Origin of the sequence: Microbispora bryophytorum, from assembly GCF_043197435.1 — a bacterium.
In the GTDB taxonomy this organism is placed as follows: domain Bacteria; phylum Actinomycetota; class Actinomycetes; order Streptosporangiales; family Streptosporangiaceae; genus Microbispora; species Microbispora bryophytorum.
The window spans coordinates 722,217-738,283 of record NZ_JBICTF010000002.1 but is presented as its reverse complement, the minus strand read 5'-3'; the positions used below and the strand labels follow the sequence as shown (position 1 = coordinate 738,283).

Annotated in this window: 15 protein-coding genes; 9 read left to right on the top strand and 6 right to left on the bottom strand. The window is 71.8% G+C overall.

All coding sequences use genetic code 11. The features are described 5' to 3' along the window. Window positions 1-40: 40 nt before the first annotated feature. The gene (gene thrS, locus ACGFIB_RS08390; protein ID WP_393370042.1) at window positions 41-1,396 is read left to right on the top strand and encodes a threonine--tRNA ligase; all 1,356 of its coding nucleotides are present in this window, start codon (window positions 41-43) and stop codon (window positions 1,394-1,396) included. Between the two features lies 1 nt (window position 1,397). Here thrS and ACGFIB_RS08385 read toward each other — a convergent pair whose 3' ends face one another. Together ACGFIB_RS08385 and ACGFIB_RS08380 are read right to left on the bottom strand one after the other, a co-directional pair. After that, a complete protein-coding gene (locus tag ACGFIB_RS08385; RefSeq protein ID WP_357258260.1) occupies window positions 1,398-2,468 on the bottom strand; it encodes an LCP family protein in 1,071 nt (356 codons plus the stop codon). A 2-nt stretch (window positions 2,469-2,470) separates the two neighbouring features. Next, window positions 2,471-3,049: an RNA polymerase sigma factor gene (locus ACGFIB_RS08380; RefSeq protein WP_357238178.1), complete on the bottom strand. Its 579-nt coding sequence runs from the start codon at window positions 3,047-3,049 to the stop codon at window positions 2,471-2,473. A gap of 544 nt (window positions 3,050-3,593) precedes the next feature. Here ACGFIB_RS08380 and ACGFIB_RS08375 point away from each other — a divergent pair. After that, window positions 3,594-4,262 (top strand): class I SAM-dependent methyltransferase, encoded by a 669-nt coding sequence (locus ACGFIB_RS08375; RefSeq protein WP_393369602.1) that lies wholly within the window; start codon window positions 3,594-3,596, stop codon window positions 4,260-4,262. Between the two features lie 64 nt (window positions 4,263-4,326). Here the strand turns inward: ACGFIB_RS08375 and ACGFIB_RS08370 are convergent, their stop codons facing one another. Together ACGFIB_RS08370 and ACGFIB_RS08365 are read right to left on the bottom strand one after the other, a co-directional pair. Beyond that, entirely contained in the window at window positions 4,327-5,583 is a 1,257-nt protein-coding gene (locus ACGFIB_RS08370) for an MFS transporter (protein ID WP_393369599.1), read from the bottom strand. Window positions 5,584-5,665: 82 nt separating this feature from the next. Next, window positions 5,666-6,532: a glycerophosphodiester phosphodiesterase gene (locus tag ACGFIB_RS08365; protein ID WP_393369596.1), complete on the bottom strand. Its 867-nt coding sequence runs from the start codon at window positions 6,530-6,532 to the stop codon at window positions 5,666-5,668. A gap of 432 nt (window positions 6,533-6,964) precedes the next feature. Here ACGFIB_RS08365 and ACGFIB_RS08360 point away from each other — a divergent pair, with 432 nt between their 5' ends. The 5 genes from ACGFIB_RS08360 (at window position 6,965) to ACGFIB_RS08340 (ending at window position 13,357) form a co-directional block, all read left to right on the top strand. After that, complete coding sequence (locus ACGFIB_RS08360) at window positions 6,965-8,464, top strand: PP2C family protein-serine/threonine phosphatase (protein WP_393369594.1); 1,500 nt, start codon at window positions 6,965-6,967, stop codon at window positions 8,462-8,464. Beyond that, a complete protein-coding gene (locus tag ACGFIB_RS08355) occupies window positions 8,464-8,847 on the top strand; it encodes an STAS domain-containing protein (protein ID WP_393369591.1) in 384 nt (127 codons plus the stop codon). The genes ACGFIB_RS08360 and ACGFIB_RS08355 overlap by 1 nt, the downstream gene beginning before the upstream one ends. A 125-nt stretch (window positions 8,848-8,972) precedes the next feature. Beyond that, window positions 8,973-9,446 carry a hypothetical protein gene (locus ACGFIB_RS08350; RefSeq protein WP_393369588.1) on the top strand — a complete coding sequence of 158 codons (474 nt, stop codon included), beginning with the start codon at window positions 8,973-8,975 and terminating at the stop codon, window positions 9,444-9,446. Further along, window positions 9,443-10,618 (top strand): zinc-dependent alcohol dehydrogenase, encoded by a 1,176-nt coding sequence (locus tag ACGFIB_RS08345; protein ID WP_357238166.1) that lies wholly within the window; start codon window positions 9,443-9,445, stop codon window positions 10,616-10,618. The genes ACGFIB_RS08350 and ACGFIB_RS08345 overlap by 4 nt, the downstream gene beginning before the upstream one ends. A gap of 462 nt (window positions 10,619-11,080) precedes the next feature. Beyond that, window positions 11,081-13,357 (top strand): HelD family protein, encoded by a 2,277-nt coding sequence (locus tag ACGFIB_RS08340; RefSeq protein ID WP_393369584.1) that lies wholly within the window; start codon window positions 11,081-11,083, stop codon window positions 13,355-13,357. Window positions 13,358-13,427: 70 nt separating this feature from the next. Here the strand turns inward: ACGFIB_RS08340 and ACGFIB_RS08335 are convergent, their stop codons facing one another. Continuing rightward, window positions 13,428-13,928 (bottom strand): hypothetical protein, encoded by a 501-nt coding sequence (locus tag ACGFIB_RS08335; RefSeq protein WP_393369582.1) that lies wholly within the window; start codon window positions 13,926-13,928, stop codon window positions 13,428-13,430. 140 nt (window positions 13,929-14,068) lie between these two features. Between ACGFIB_RS08335 and ACGFIB_RS08330 the strand changes: the two genes are divergently transcribed. Next, the gene (locus tag ACGFIB_RS08330; protein WP_142567956.1) at window positions 14,069-14,599 is read left to right on the top strand and encodes a peptidylprolyl isomerase; all 531 of its coding nucleotides are present in this window, start codon (window positions 14,069-14,071) and stop codon (window positions 14,597-14,599) included. A gap of 122 nt (window positions 14,600-14,721) precedes the next feature. Beyond that, complete coding sequence (locus tag ACGFIB_RS08325; protein WP_357238159.1) at window positions 14,722-15,588, top strand: rhomboid family intramembrane serine protease; 867 nt, start codon at window positions 14,722-14,724, stop codon at window positions 15,586-15,588. A gap of 144 nt (window positions 15,589-15,732) precedes the next feature. Here the strand turns inward: ACGFIB_RS08325 and ACGFIB_RS08320 are convergent, their stop codons facing one another. Continuing rightward, window positions 15,733-15,978 (bottom strand): cell division protein CrgA, encoded by a 246-nt coding sequence (locus tag ACGFIB_RS08320; protein WP_142567954.1) that lies wholly within the window; start codon window positions 15,976-15,978, stop codon window positions 15,733-15,735. Window positions 15,979-16,067: the final 89 nt, after the last annotated feature.

Below are 16,067 nucleotides of genomic sequence, written 5' to 3'. Positions count from 1 at the left end.
CGATCAACGGCTGTGCTAGCGTTCGCGGCATGATGCGCGCCTGCCTGACGACGACGCCGGAGACCGTCCCGGCGCGCTGATTCGTACTTTCATCGAAGCCCCGGGGCGAGCGCCCCGGGGCTTCGTCGTCCGGTCACTCGCCTCGCCGCAGCCGAAACGCGAGGAGACCGCGATGCACGACCACCGCAAGCTGGGCCGCGAGCTCGGCCTGTTCGACACCGACCCGCTGATCGGCTCCGGGCTGCCCTACTGGCTGCCCGACGGAGCCGTCATCCGGCACACCCTGGAGGAGTACATCCGCGACGCCGAACGGCGGGCGGGCTACCGGCACGTCTACTCCCCCGTGCTCGGCAAACGGGAGCTGTACGAGATCTCCGGGCACTGGTCGCACTACAGCGACGACATGTTCCCGCCCATGGACCTCGGGGGAGAGCAGGTCGTGCTGCGGCCGAGCCTGTGCCCCCACCACGCTTTGATCTACCGCTCCCGCTCGCACAGCTACCGCGAGCTGCCGCTGCGCGTCGCCGAGCTGGGCGGCATGTACCGCTCCGAGCTGTCGGGCGTGCTCGGCGGGCTCACCCGCGTGCGGGCGATCCAGCTCAACGACGCGCACATCTTCTGCACCCTCGACCAGGTCGCCGCCGAGGCGGCCGGGGCCCTGGAGATGATCAGGCGCGCGTACGCCGCGCTCGGCATCCGCCCGGTCCGCTACCGGCTGTCCCTGCCCGGGGCCGGCGGCAAGTACGTCGCCGCCCCCGAGATGTGGCGGCGGGCGACCGCCATGCTGACCGACGTCCTCGACCGCTCCGGCCTGGCCTACGAGGCCGCGGAGGGCGAGGCGGCGTTCTACGGCCCGAAGATCGACGTGCAGATCGCCGACGGCGCCGGGCGGGAGGCCACCCTGTCCACCGTGCAGGTCGACTTCCACCAGCCCGAACAGTTCGACCTGCACTACATCGGCCCGGACGGCGGCAGGCACCGGCCCGTCATGGTCCACCGCAGCATCATCGGCAGCGTGGAGCGGGCCGTGGCGCACCTCATCGAGGTGTACGGCGGCGCCTTCCCGGCCTGGCTCGCCCCCACCCAGGTGGTGGTCCTGCCGGTGACCGAGGCCGAACTGCCGCAGGCCGAGGCACTCGTACGGCGCTGCGCCGAGCTGGGCCTGCGGGCGGAGGTCTCCGGGCCCGAGCACGGCAGCCTGGGCGCCCGCGTCCGGGCCGCCCGGCTGGCGCCCTACCAGGCCGTGATCGGCGCGAAGGAGGCCGTGGGCGACGAGGTCGCGCTGCGCCTGCGCGACGGCCGCGCCCTGGACGCGATGCCCGCCGCCGAGGCGCTGGCCCGCATCGGCGGTCTCGTCGCGGCCCGCGCCGCAGCCCTGTGGGAGCCCGAGCCGTGACTCAGAGCGCGGCGAGCCGGTCGAACAGGCGGGCGGCGTCCGGCTGCCGCCACTCGACGCGGTTCGGATCCTTCGTGTAGGGCCGCCAGGGCACCATCGTGAACGTGACCCGGGTGCCGGCCCGTTGCACGTCTCCCACCAGAGCGAGCATGGTGTCCAGGTCCAGACCCGCGTCCGCGGTGAGGGACGTCGCGGCCACGCGGACGAGGGCGGCCAGGGCGGCGGGATCGTCGAGACGGGAGACCTTCTTCAGCAACGCCTGGATGAGGGCCTGATTCCGCTTGACGCGGGAGATGTCGGAGCCGTCGCCCAACGCGAACCGCAGGCGTGCGTAGGCCACCGCGGTCCTGCCGTCGAGGACGGACCGGCCGGCGGGCAGCTTCAGCTTCGTCTTGGGGTCGTTCACGGCTTGGGGGAGGGTGACCTCCACACCGCCGAGCGCGTCGACCAGCTTCTCCAGCCCGTCGTAGCGGACGGCGACGGCGTGGTCGACGCGCATGCCCGTGGTGCTCTCCACCGTCTTCCACGCGCAGGTCAGGCCGCCGATCGCGTACGCCTGGTTGATCATGTCCTCATGTGCGGCGACGGTCCGGCCGTCGGCCGACCGGCACTGCGGGATCCGGACCATGGAGTCCCGGGGCAGGCTGACGGCCGTCGCCCGCTTCCGGTCGGCGGACAGCCGCAGGAGGACCATGAGGTCGCTGCGCTCGCCCAGGTCGCCGACGCGTGCGGACGTCGCACGCCGGTCGGAGCCGAGGAGCAGCACGGTCAGGGCCTCGCCCTTCTTGGGCGGGCGGGCTCCCGCGGGCGGTGCCACGGTGTGCGCGCCGGTCGTCCCGCGCAGCAGCACGGTCGGCACCACGACCAGCGCCGCGGTGACCACCGCGACCGCGGCCAGCGCGATCCAGCCCGCCCGGCGTCCGCCGGTGAACGGCGTCAGGCGCCGGCGGCGCCCGCCCGCCGCCTCGTCGAGCAGGCGGCGCCGCTGGCGCGCGAGACCGGCCGGGGGCTCATGTTCGAGGGCGCGGTCGAGGCCGCGGCCGAGGTCGCGGAGCATCGTGAGGTCGTCCATGGCTACTCCTCGTCCCGCAGCGGATTGGTGTGGCCGAGCGACTCGCGCACCTTGCGGCGGGCCCGGTTCAGACGTGAGCGCACGGTGCCCACGGGGATGCCGAGGGACTGCGCCACCTCGTCGTACGACAGGTCGGCCCACGCGATGAGCAGCAGGACGTCGCGATCGCCCTTCGACAGGCGCGCCAGCGCGGCGGCCAGCAGCGGGCGGACGGCCGTCGCGCTCACGCCGTCCTCGACGCGTTCGGCGGGGGACTCCGCGACGTCGTCGAGCGGGCTGCGGGTGAGCGCCCGATAGCGGGCGGCCTCGTCACGGTGATGCCGGGAGACGAGCTTGCTGACGATGCCGAACAGCCAGGGACGGGCGTCGGGGCGGGCCAGGTCGTAGCGGTCCCGGCGCCGGAACGCGACGAGGAACGTCTCACCCACCAGGTCCTCGGCGACCTCGGGGCCGAGGCGGCGGGAGACGTAGCGGTAGAGCATCGAGGCGTAGCGGTCGAACAGTGCCGCGAACGCCTCGGGCCGCGCCCTGGACTCGGCGATCAGGTCCGAGTCCAGGCGTGGGGTGGCAAGGGGGATCATCAACGACACCATGGCATCGAGCCGGCCTAACCCTTCGGGGGAACTGACAGCCATGTCTCGCCACTCGCCGCGCTTCGGGTTCACGGTATGGACGGATCATACTCGTCAACGTATAGTCGCCTACGAGTATCACGATGGAGTGAGGGCGATTCCCGGACGGCGGAAGGCGAGCGATCTTCGGGGCCTGGCCGTGCTCGCGAGGCGGAGTGCGACCTCGCCATCCGCGAGGCCGAGGCGTCCTGGGTCCGGTCCTCCGTGGAGGAGCTGACCACCGGGTCGTTCCCCGGCCTGGCGATGTGGCGGGCCTGGCGTGAGTCCGGGCGGATGTCGCCCGAGGCGGGCGAACTCGCGGAAAGGGACCTCAGAACGAACTGAACTCATCAGGACGGACCCCGGCCGAGGTGCGGGAACACCTGGCCGGAGTCCGTGACCCTCGAACCGAAACCCGCGGGCGGAATCCGGTCGGAAGGTGGCAACCGCAAGGATAACCGGGCTCCCTCCACGGGCCGGTTCGGACACGCATGATCCGGAACCGGAGGAGACCATGGAGAAGATCACGCAGAAGCAGGCGCCCGGCATGGAGGGCGCGATGGCCCGGTGGTACGCGCGCCAGCGCGCCTCGGCGCCCCAGATCGCCGCCGTACGACGGTACGCGGCGCAGGTCACCGCCGGTCTGCCGGCCGGGGCGGCCGTCCTGGAGGTGGCCCCCGGGCCCGGTTATCTGGCCGTCGAGATGGCCCGGCTCGGCTGCGCGGTGACCGCGATCGACCTGAGCCGCACGTTCGTGGAGATCACCACGGAGAACGCCGCCCGGGCAGGGGTGCGCGTCGACGTGCGGCTGGGCGACGCCGCCGACCTCCCCTATCCCGGCGGCTCGTTCGACCTGATCGTCTGTCAGGCCGCCTTCAAGAACTTCGGGCGGCCCGTCCGCGTGCTGGACGAGATGCACCGGGTGCTGCGTCCCGGCGGCACGGCGGTGATCGACGACATGAGCCGGGAGGCGTCCCGTGCCGCCATCGACGAGGAGGTCAGGGGGATGCGGCTCACGCGGCTGAACTCCCTGATGACCAAGATGCCGCTGCTGGCGCTGCGCCGCCGCGCCTACTCCCGGGGCCTGTTCGCGCGCCTCGCCGCCGAGAGCGCGTTCGGAACCTGTGAGATCCGCGCCGAGGGGATCAGCGTCGAGGTCCGGCTGACCAAGCCGGCCCGGTAGGCGCCCGCGGGCCCGGGGCGCGGCCTCCCGGCCCCACCTCGGGCCCCTGGCCGGCGGGTGGCCGTCATCGCGACGCGGCTACGCCCGCGGGCTCGTCGTCGACGACCCGCAGGCCGCGTACGCCGGGGGCCAGCAGCGCGGCCAGCGTGACCAGGATGATGATCGCCCCGCAGACGACCAGTGCCGGCCGCGGCCCCACCGCGATGGCCACGGGCCCGGCCAGCAGCAGGCCGAGCGGCCCGAACATGAGGGACCCGAGCGCGTCGTAGGAGCTCACCCGCGACAGCGACTCGGCCGGGATCTCGCGCTGCATGGTGGTCTGCCACAGCACGCCGAAGATGTCGAAGCACACCCCCATCACGAACGCCCCGCCCACGATCGTCCACAACGGCGCGCTCAGGCCGAGCAGCACGTACGGCGCGGCGGTGGGCAGCGTGAGGAGCGTCGCGACCAGGATGGGCCGCCGGGGCCGCAGGCGCAGCGTGACGACCACCCCCACGATCATGCCGACGGCCTCGCCCGCGAGGACGGCCGACCAGGCGGGCGCCCCGCCCAGGGACTGCTTGGCGACCAGCGGCCCGAGCACGCCGTGGGCGGCCTGCAGCGCCATGACCAGGACCGAGAACTGGGCGACGACCACCCACAGCCACTGCCGCGAGACGAACTCGCGCCAGCCGTCCCGCAGCTCGGCCAGCACCGAGTGCCCGCCGCCGGCCGCGCGCGCGGCAGGCGTGAGGCGCAGCAGCGCGATCAGCACGGCGGCCACGGTGAACATCGCCCCGCTGGCCGTCAGCGCCCACCCGCTCCCCAGCAGGACCACGGCCGCGCCGCTCAGCACGAGGCCGGCGACGCGGGAGATGTTCTGTCCCAGGCCCAGCAGCGCGTTCGCGGTCTGCAACCGGTCGGTGGGCACCACGTCCGGGATGATTCCGGTGAGGGCGGGGAACAGGACCGCGGAGGCGATGCCGCTCACCGCGCTCGCGGTCACGAGGGCGGGCAGTGGCGTCCAGCCGGTGAGCATCATCGCGGCGAGGCAGAAGTACGCCGCCGCGTTGAGCGATTCCCCCGTCATCATGACCCGGTGGCGCGGCAGCCGGTCGGCGATCACCCCGCCGACGAGCATGAACAGCACCATCGGCAGCGCCTCGGCGGTGAGCACGGCGGACAGCGTCGTGGCGGTCGCGCCCGGCAGGCCGAGCACGCCGAAGGCGAGGGCCACCGGCGCGAAGGCGGTGCCGAGTACGGAGATCGTCCGGGCCGCCAGCAGCAGGGCGAACCGCCGATCCCTGAGAAGGCCGAGATCACGGCGGAGGCCGGGCATGAGGACGACTCCAAAGGACGTGGAACACGGGAAAGAGGGTGGCGTCTCATCGTGCCGCCCCCGCCCGCGCCCGTCACCTCATTTACCGCGGCCCGGCGGCATAGCGGTGGCACCTGCCGTCGAGCCAGGCGCGGTAGTCCGCGGTGTGGCTGGTCATCACGCTGGTGGGAGCGCGGTCGAACACGGCCTGCCACCGCGGCACGTTGAGCTGCCAAGGGGGCGGTGGCTCGTCCCATTTGACGCCGTCGGCCCACTTCGCCGCCGACCCTCGCAGATGATCCGGCAGCCGGTCGGCGAGCCCCGCCTCGATCCACTCGTCACGCGAGTAGACGAGGATCGGCTGCTCGTCCTGCCGTTCGACGACGGGGTCGACGATCTCCCGCCATGCGGCGGCGCCGTAGTCCGGGTCGGCCAGGACGGGCCCGGCGGACTTCTTGATCTCCAGCAGTGCGACCAGCCCCCGGGCGCGGACGTGGTCGAGCCACTCCCGCAGCGTCGGCACGCGCTCACCCGCGTACGGCCCGCGGGCGACGCGGCGGTCGCGCAGGTCGCCGGGCCCGTCGGCCCACCCGATCTCGCGGATCTCCTGCCGGGGACCGGTGAGCCCGTTGGTCGTCCTGTTGTGCCACATGACGGCCTTCGTGCCCTGCCGCGTGAGCTGGACGTCGGCCTCGACGCCGTCGGCGCCCCATGAAGCCTGGTCGTCGACCGCCCGCAGCACGTTGGGCTGGCGGATCACGTCCTTGGCCTTGGCGCCGGCGCTCTTCGGGTAGCCGCCGTGGCCGATCAGCAGCGGGCAGGGCGGCAACTCCTCCGCGGGTGCGGGTGCGGGTGCGGATGCGGGTGGGGGTGCAGGTGCGGGTGCGGGTGCGGGTGGGGGTTCGGGTGCAGGTGGGGCGAGCAGCGCGACCACGAGGGCCGGCGCGATGCCCGCCGACGCTCTGATCATCGCTCGCCCTCCCCACCAGCCGGCCCAAATCGATCAGCCCTCAATCGATCAACGCAGATCGACCAGCGCATTGTGCGCGGCCGTCAGGGGAGCGCGCGGCCCGTGCCGCGCGGCCGGACCCTTTCTTGACGACAAGAGGGAGTGTTTCTGGATCGCGCCGGGCGGGCGCGTCGATGACGTGCGCGGAGTCGACAGGGGGGTGCGCCCAGGACGGACGGAGCCTCGCGAGGAGACCAAAGGCATCCAGCGCCTATCCTGAAGGGTGGAGGGTAACCTCATCGGGAAGGCAAGAGCGATCCTCCCGAAAGTCCGCTCTTGTGGATGCCTGAAGAAGGGTGGCCGGCGGATTCAATGAGTGGAGGTGATCGCATCCTGCGGCTTACTGCTGTTAGCGGCTCGTCTCTCGACGCAGGCGAATCGTATCCCGAGGCGATGGCCGGGCTGGTGCAGGCCATGCTCGATGCGATCCCGGTGCAGACCGTCTGGCTGGCGCCCGTCCGGGGCCAGGCCGGTGCGATCGTCGACTTCGAGGTGTGCGCGGCCAGTCCCGAGGCCAGGGACGTCCGCGACAGGGCCGGCAAGGAGCTCGTCGGCCTCCGCACGCTTGAGGCGTATCCGGGCGTCGCCGGCTCCCCTCTGTGGGACGCCTGCCTCCGCGTCATCGAGACCGGGGATCCCGAGGACGTCGATCCCTACGTGCACCGGGAAGACGGGCACGGCGTGCCTCATCTGTCCACCTACGGCGTCCGCCTCGCATGGCTGCAGGGCGGCCTGCTCGTCTCCTGGGACCGCCGCGACAGGGAGGAACGCCTGTCGGCCCGGCTGCTCCACACCGAGCGCCTGGGCCACCTCGGATGGGGGCACTGGAGCCTGATCACCGGCGATGCCGAGTGGTCCGACCAGCTCTACATCATCCATGGGCGCGACCCCGCCGAGGGGCCGTTCGCGCTGGAGTACTACCGCGAGATCGCCCACCCCGACGACGTCCCGATCGTCGCGCAGGCGCTCGCGACGCTGACCGGCACCGGCGGGCCGCACGAGTTCGACATCCGCATCCGTGTCGGTGACGAGTACCGGCACATCAGGGCGACGGCCGAGGTCACCCGGGACGCGAACGGGATGCCCGTCGAGATCCACGGCGTCGTGCAGGACGTGACCGACTGGCGCAGGACCGCCGACGAGCTCGCCGAGGTCACCCAGCGGCTGGAGGAGGAGTCGCAGCTCACCGCGCGACTGCAGAGCATCATCCTGCCGATGCAGGACTCGGTGCCCGGCCTGCAGCTCGGCGTGCGCTACTTCCCGGCCGAGACCGCGCCGCTGGGCGGTGACTGGTATCAGGCCATCCACCTCGACCACGGCGAGGCGCTGCTGGCCGTGGGCGACGTCGCCGGGCACGGCCTGGCCGCCGCCTCCGCGATGGCCAAGCTGCGGCACGCGATCACCGGGCTGGCCTTCGCCGACCACGATCCGGCGCAGATCCTCGTGGCGCTGAACCGGCTCCTCCGGCGGATGCGGCCCGACGTGCTCGCGACGTCGGTCGTGGCCCGCTACCGCACCAAGGACCGCACGCTGAGCTGGACCCATGCGGGCCACCCGCCGATGCTGCTCGTCAGGGGGACCAAGGTGCACCGGCTGCTGCACCCCGGCGTGCTGCTCGGCGTCTTCGAGGACGTGAGCTACAGCTGCGCCGAGATCCAGCTGGAGCCGGACGATCTCCTCCTCATGTTCACCGACGGTCTCATCGAACGCCCGGGCCGGGACCTGTTCGAGGGCCTCGACATCCTCAGCGCGGCGATCGCCGAGACCGTGCCGAAGGTGCCACCGCAGGATCGGGTGGCGGCGGTCATGGAGACCCTGGCCCCGAGTAACACCGGCGACGACACCTGCATCCTGGTCGCGCGAATTCTGCCGAACTCCTTGGAAGTGTCCTGATGGCTGAGCGTCACAACATCTCGACAGCCGAGACCACGTTCGCCGCCGAGAGCAGCGGAAGCATGGGCGTGCTGACGGTGCGGGGAACGCTCGACTTCACCACGCACGAATCGGCCACCGAATTCTTCGACAAGGCATTCGCCCAGTTCGGGCCGCACCTCGTGGTGAACCTGCTCGGGCTCGACTTCCTCGACTCCAGAGCGACGGGGCTGCTGGTCACCTGCTGGAAGCGCGCGCTGGACGACGGAGGCTGGCTGGGCCTCGTCGCGGTCGAGCAGGGCGCGGCCCGCGCGTTGTGGATCACCGGGCTGGCGTCCCACGTCCCGATCTTCCCCACCGTCGCGGACGCCCTCGCCGCCGCGCCGTCTCCCGACGCCGAATAGCCCGCGACCGTCGTCCCGCGACCGTCACCTGGCGTCCAACTCCTCCTCACATGCCCGCCTTGGGCGGATAGAGCCCATGAGCGGGGGTAGCACCCGAGGAAGTCGGCCGTGGAGGGGGCGAAGCAATGAAACGTCTCGTTGCCGGAGCGGCGCTCGCGGCTGCCGGCCTGGCGGTGGCGCGATGGGTGGCCGCGCGTGGCCGGGTGCCGGCCGCGGCGAAGGACCCGCTGGAATCCAGCCGCTGGCTGGGCGTCACCGTCAACCGGCCGCCGGACGAGGTCGCCCCGGCCGGGCACCTGCCCGAGCCGCTGGCCCAGGTGGACGCCGAGGTGCGGATGAACCGGGCGCCCGGCGACCGGGGCACGGAGATCTACGCACGGCCGAGGGAGCACCGGACCGGCGCCGACGGCGTCCTCGCCCGGCTGCGGGGTGAGGATCCCCGCACGGGGATCCGTACGGCGCTGCGCGAGACGAAGTCACTGCTGGAGACCGGCGACGTGCTGCGCTCGGACGAGGAGATCGCGACGACCCGGCCGACGCTGCCGGGTAAGGTCCTCGACATGGCGCTGGGACGCGCGGCTGAAGGGGGGCGGCTGTGAAGGCGCTGTGCTGGCAGGGCGTGAACGACCTGTCGGTCGAGCAGGTGCCCGACCCCGCGATCCTCAACGCCCAGGACGCGATCGTGAAGGTGACGGCGAGCACCACCTGCGGTTCCGACCTCCACCTGCTCGGCGGCTACATCCCGGCCATGCGGGCCGGCGACGTCATCGGGCACGAGTTCATCGGCGAGATCGTCGACGTCGGCCCCGAGGTGAACCGGCACCGGCGGGGCGACCGGGTGGTGGTCTGCTCGATCATCGGATGCGGCCGCTGCTGGGCCTGCCGTCACGACGAGTGGTCGCTGTGCGAGAACAGCAACCCCAAGCCGGGCGTCACGGACCTGATGTGGGGTGGCACGACCGCGGGCATCTTCGGCTACTCCCACGCGATGGGCGGCTTCCGGGGCAGCCACGCCGAGTACATCCGGGTGCCCTTCGTGGACTACAACGCGTTCACCATCCCCGAGGGGGTCGCGGACCTCGACGCCCTGTTCGCCTCCGACGCGGCCCCGACGGGCTGGATGGGCGCCGAGCTCGGCGGCGTACGACCCGGAGACGTGGTCGCGGTGTGGGGATGCGGCGGCGTCGGCCAGATGGCCGCCCGGGCCGCCATGCTCCTCGGGGCCGAGCGGGTCATCGCGATCGACCGCTACCCGGAACGGCTGGCGATGACCGCCCGGCATGTCGGCTGCGAGGTGATCGACTACACGAGCACCGACGTCACCGCCGAGCTGCGCGAGCGCACCGGCGGCCGGGGCCCGGACGTGTGCGTCGAGGCCGTCGGCATGGAGGCCGACAGCACAGGGATCCAGCGCGTCTACGACGGCGTCAAACAGCAGCTGCGCCTGGAGCAGGACCGCCCGATCGCGGTGCGGGAGGCGATTCACGCCTGCCGCAAGGGCGGCTCGGTGTTCGTGCTGGGGGTCTTCGCCGGCTTCGTGGACAAGTTCCCGCTCGGTGCGCTGATGAACAAGGGCCTCACACTGCGCGGTGCGCAGCAGCACGGCCAGCGGTACATCCCGAAGCTCCTCGAACGCATCGCGAAGGGCGATCTGAAGACCTCCTACCTCGCGACGCACACGATGACGCTCGACGAGGGGCCCAAGGGCTACGACATGTTCAAGCACAAGAAGGACGGCTGCGTCCGCGCGGTCTTCCGCCCCTGGGCCTGACCTGCCGGGGGCTGACCCGTGGAGAGCGCCCGCCGCCCCCGTGTGAGGCGGCGGGCGGGTGATCTCAGCGGACGGCCGGGGCGGCCAGCCGTTCCGCCTCGTGGTGCAGCGCCTCGATGACGACGAGCTCCAGGCGGAGCTCGTCGTCCACGAGGCTTTCGAGGACGTCCATCCGGGCCTCCTTGTTTCCAAAGACGTTCCGCGGCGCGCGACGGTTGACCCTGGAGCGATGCGAATCGGGACGGAAATGTGGCGATGCGTCCCGGTGATCGCGCCGTACGGCGGCTACCCAGGACGGAGGCGACATCACTCACTTCAGTCACAGAAGTCTCGGAAAACAAAAAATCCACCCCGGAACGGAGTGGATGGAAGCGCGCCGCACCACAGAGGCGCGATGCCCTATAGTGAGAGATTCCCAGTTATCTGAAAAGCAGACGCTCTCACTAGGAGTTTATCACGGGAATGGGTGACCGTCAATCTGAATCCGCTCGCGCCGAGGCCCTGCGGATCGAGCAGTCACATGTCTCCATGCTGTACGGCCGTCTCGACATCGCCCGTGAACGGGCCGAGCGTGGCATGCGGGAAGTCCTGGCCCGTGGCGGCACGGGAACCCGGCAGGCCGTCGTGGAGCGCGAGGCGGCGGCGGCCGAGCACGCCCGCCGCCACGCGCAACTGTCGGCCGTCGAACGCGGCCTGTGCTTCGGCCGCATCGACGACGCCGGGGGCGAGACCCTCTACATCGGCCGCGTCGGGCTGCGCGACGACGACCACACGTCCGTGCTCATCGACTGGCGTGCCCCCGCCGCCCGGCCCTTCTACGTCGCCACCCCCAGCGACCCGGGCTCCCTCGTACGCCGCCGGCACCTGCACACGCGGCACCGCGACGTCGTGGGCATCGACGACGAGGTCTTCGACCTCGACCGGATGGCCGACGGAGACCGCCGTACGCTCGTCGGCGAGGCCGCGCTGCTCGCGGCGCTGCGCCGGGGGCGCACCGGACGCATGGGCGAGGTCGTCGCCACCATCCAACGCGAGCAGGACCGGGTGATCCGCGCCGGCCTGGCGGGGGCGCTCGTCGTGCAGGGCGGGCCGGGCACGGGCAAGACCGTCGCCGCCCTGCACCGGGCGGCGTACCTGCTCTACACCCACCGCGACACGCTGGAGCGGCGCGGCGTTCTCGTCGTCGGCCCCAACGCGACCTTCTCCCGCTACATCGGCCAGGTGCTGCCCGCGCTGGGTGAGACGCAGGTGGTGCTGACGAGCATGGGCGGGCTCCACCCCGGGGTGCGGGCCACCGCCGAGGACGAGCCGGCCGTCGCCGTCGTCAAGGGCGACCCGCGCATGGTCCGGGTGGTCGAGGAGGCGGTCCGCGACCGCGAGCGCGTGCCCGAGGGCGGCCTGGAGGTGAAGATCCCGATCCGCACGTCGGTGCGCGGCGGCGTGGAGGTCGTGGTCGAGGAGATGACGCTGCGGGTGGACCACGCCACCTGCCTGCGGGCCCGCGACCGCGCCCGCGGCCTGCGGCGGCAGCACAACATCGCCCGGTGGACGTTCATGGACCGGGTGCTGCTGGCGCTGGCCCGTGACGAGGCGGCACAACTCGACCGGCCGCTGGAGGACGGCGACCTGCGGTACGCCGCCACGACCCTGTGGGAGCACCGGTCGGTGCGCGACGCGCTCGACGCCCTGTGGACGGAGATCACCCCTGAGCGGCTCGTCCGCGAGCTTCTGTCGGACGAGGAGCGGCTGCGTACGGCGGCCGGGCCCTACCTGACGGAGGAGGAGCGCGCGCTCCTGCTGCGGCCCCGCGAGGCGCCGTGGACGGTCGGCGACGTCCCCCTGCTGGACGAGGCCGCCGAACTGCTCGGCGAGTACGACTACGGGGCCGGGGCCAGGCGGCGCCGTGCGGAGGACGAGCGCCGCGAGGAGGAACTGTACGCGCGGGAGGTCCTGACCATCACCGACGTCGATCCGGTGCTCGACGCGACCCTGCTGGCCGGCCGCAACCGCGACGACGGGCCGTACGTCACGACGGCCGACCGGGCCGGCCGCGACCGCACCTGGGCGTACGGGCACGTGATCGTGGATGAGGCGCAGGAGCTGTCGGCGATGGCCTGGCGGACGGTGATGCGGCGGGTCCCGGCCCGCTCCCTGACGGTCGTCGGCGACATCGCCCAGACCGGCTCGGCGGCGGGCGCGCGGTCGTGGGGCGAGATGCTCGACCCGTACGTGAAGGGACGCTGGCGGGAGGAGCGCCTGCTGGTCAACTACCGGACGCCGGCCGAGATCATGGAGGTCGCCGCCGACGTGCTGCGCGCCGTGGCGCCCGGGGAGGAGCCGCCCGAGTCGGTCCGGTTCGGCGGCGCCCGCCCCCGCGCCGTGCCCGCCGACGGCACCGACCTGCGCCGGCTCGTGGAGTCGGAGCTGCGCGAGATCGGGGAGGGGCGGGTCGGCGTCGTCACGCCGGACGCCCGGCACGCGGAGGTCGCCGCGCTGTTCCCCGAGGCCGTCGACCCCCTGGACAGCCCGGTGGCCGTCCTCACCGTGCGCGGCTCGAAGGGCCTGGAGTTCGACGCCGTGGTGGTCGTGGATCCCGAGGGCATCCTGCGTCAGTCGCCGAAGGGCGGCCAGGACCTGTACGTCGCCATCACCCGGGCGACCCGGCGGCTCACCGTGGTCTACGAGGACCGTCTCCCCGCCGTACTGCACCGCCTGGAGACCGCTCCAACACCCCTATGAGTGAAGCGGGAAACACAGTACGGCCGGCGTTGGGGGAACGCCGGCCGTACTGGTGGCTGTGAGGGATGTGTCAGGGCATTTTCCCCGAGATCTCGTCGGCGGCCTTGTCGGCCTTCTCGCCGGCTTCCCCGGCCTTGTCTCCGACCCACTTGCTGGCGTCGGAGCCGGTGTGACGCATGCTCTCCCGCATCGTCTCGGTCCAGCGCTGGGCGTTGTTGCGGTACATCGCCACACCCACCGCGCCGATCGCGACGCCGCCCAGCAGTGCGACAACCGGCCAGCGCCTGCGGGGCTTCCTGGTGCTGCCCACATCGATCCGGCGGGCCAGTTCGGCCAGGAACGCGCTCACGATCGGAGCGATCTGCTCCTCGACCGACTGCGCCGCCTGATCGAGCTTCGGCGCCGCCCAGACCCTGGCGTCCTCGATCCGGTGCGAGGCGAGATCTCGTGCGGTCTCCGCGACCGGACTCATCCGGCCGCCGGCCTTCGTCGCCTGGTCTCTCATCCTGCTCAGCCACGTTTGCGGGATGACCACCTCGGCACGCTGCCTTCTGTTCATTGTCAGGGACACGATCAACCTCCCCAATCGACGGGGCCCCGGAACGACCCCTTCCCGGATGGTTGTGCCTCAATCACGAGCGGTGCTTGAAGGCATGCTCGATACCCTGTTCCCCGGACAACTAACACGAGCTACCAAAGGGGGCGGCCCTCGTGGCTGACAACCTCATCGCGAATCTGCGCACGAACCACGGCACGATCCGTGTCCAGCTTTTCCCCAACAAGGCGCCGAAGACCGTGCGCAACTTCGTCGAACTCGCCGAGGGCACCCGGGAGTGGACCCACCCGGAGACCGGTGAGAAGACGAACGCCAAGCTCTACGACGGCACGATCTTCCACCGTGTCATCAGCGGCTTCATGATCCAGGGCGGCGACCCGCTCGGGCAGGGCGTCGGCGGCCCGGGCTACAGCTTCGACGACGAGATCCACCCGGAGAACCAGTTCAACCGGCCCTACCTGCTCGCCATGGCGAACGCGGGCAAGCGGTTCGGCAAGGGCACCAACGGCTCGCAGTTCTTCATCACCGTCGCGCCGACGCCCCACCTGAACCAGGGGCACACGATCTTCGGTGAGGTGATCGAGGGCGCCGAGGTGGTCGACGCGATCGCCAAGGCCCCCACCGGCCGCAACGACCGGCCGGTGAACGACGTGGTCATCGAAGAGGTCACCATCGAACGGTCCTGACGCCGCCCTTCCGGCGCTCCGGAGACGCCTCGGCCCCGCGAACACGCGGCCGGGGCGTTTCCGGCTTATAGGCTGGCTGGTGGATGCGCCCCCGCACAGGGACTCGCCCAGGAAAGGACCGCATGACCTCCCAGCCTCCGCCGCCCCCGCAGTCGGGGGCGCAAGCCGTGCCCACCTGCTACCGGCACCCCGACCGCGAGACCTACGTCCGCTGCCAGCGCTGTGAGCGCCCGATCTGCCCCGACTGCATGCGCGAGGCGGCCGTCGGTCACCAGTGCCCCGAGTGCGTCCGCGACGGCGGTCGCGAGGCGCCGCAGGCCCGAGCGACCTTCGGCGGCGCCGCCGTGGCCGTGCCCCGCGTCACGTGGACTCTGCTGATCCTCAACGTGCTCGCGTACGGGGCCGAGGTCCTGCGTCCCGACGAGGTCATCCAGCGGTTCGCGATGTGGTCGCTCGGGGTCCACATGGGCGAGTGGTGGCGGCTGATCACCAGTGCCTTCCTGCACTCTCCGCCGCCGTCGTTCTGGCACATCCTGTTCAACATGTGGGCGCTCTACGCGATCGGCCCGGAACTGGAGCGCAGGCTCGGCGCGGGCCGGTTCGCCGCGCTCTACCTCCTGTCGGCGCTGGGCGGCTCGGTCGCCATCTACCTGTTCGGCACGTCGGCCGTCGGCGCCTCCGGAGCCATCTACGGCCTGTTCGGCGCGTTGTTCGTCGTCGCCCGCAGGCTCGGCTACGATGCCCGCGGCGCTCTGTGGCTGATCGGCATCAACGTGGTGCTCACGTTCGTCGTGCCGGGCATCAGCTGGCAGGGGCATCTCGGCGGGCTCGTGACCGGCACGGTCGTCGCCGTCGGCTTCGCCTACGCTCCGCCGCGCAACCGCACCCTCGTGCAGGCCTGCGTCGCGGCCGTGGTGCTGGTGGCGCTGGTCCTGCTCGTCACCATGCTCCCGCCGTACGGCCTGCCCCTGGAGGGCGCCTTCACCTGACACCCCGCGCACCGGGCCGGGTGACGCGGTCGAGCCGGCCGGAGCCGGCTCGACCGGGCCGGCGTCTACCCCACCAGGGGGTCGCTCGGCGCCTGCTGCCCACAGGCTGTGGATAAAGGCTGTGGAAAGATTTCAGAAAGCAGCCTATCGCCACTTCGTCGAGAGCACGACGCCGACGATGATGAGCCCGAAACCGATCAGCAGGTTCCAGTTCGCCAGGGCGGAGATGACGGGAACGCTCGGCGCGATGTAGTAGATCGCGATCCAGACGATACCGATGATCCAGCAGGCCACCATGACGGGGGCGAGCCAACGGGGGCTGACCTTCACCGTCTGCGACTTCTGCGGCGGCGTGTAAACGGCCTTCTTGCGGGTCTTCGACTTGGGCACGGGAGTTTCTCCTGGTGGGTACCCGCGCGGTCGTGCGGGCTGGTGTCAATAGCGTAATCGCTGTGGCGGTGAAGTCCCGAGCAAGGATA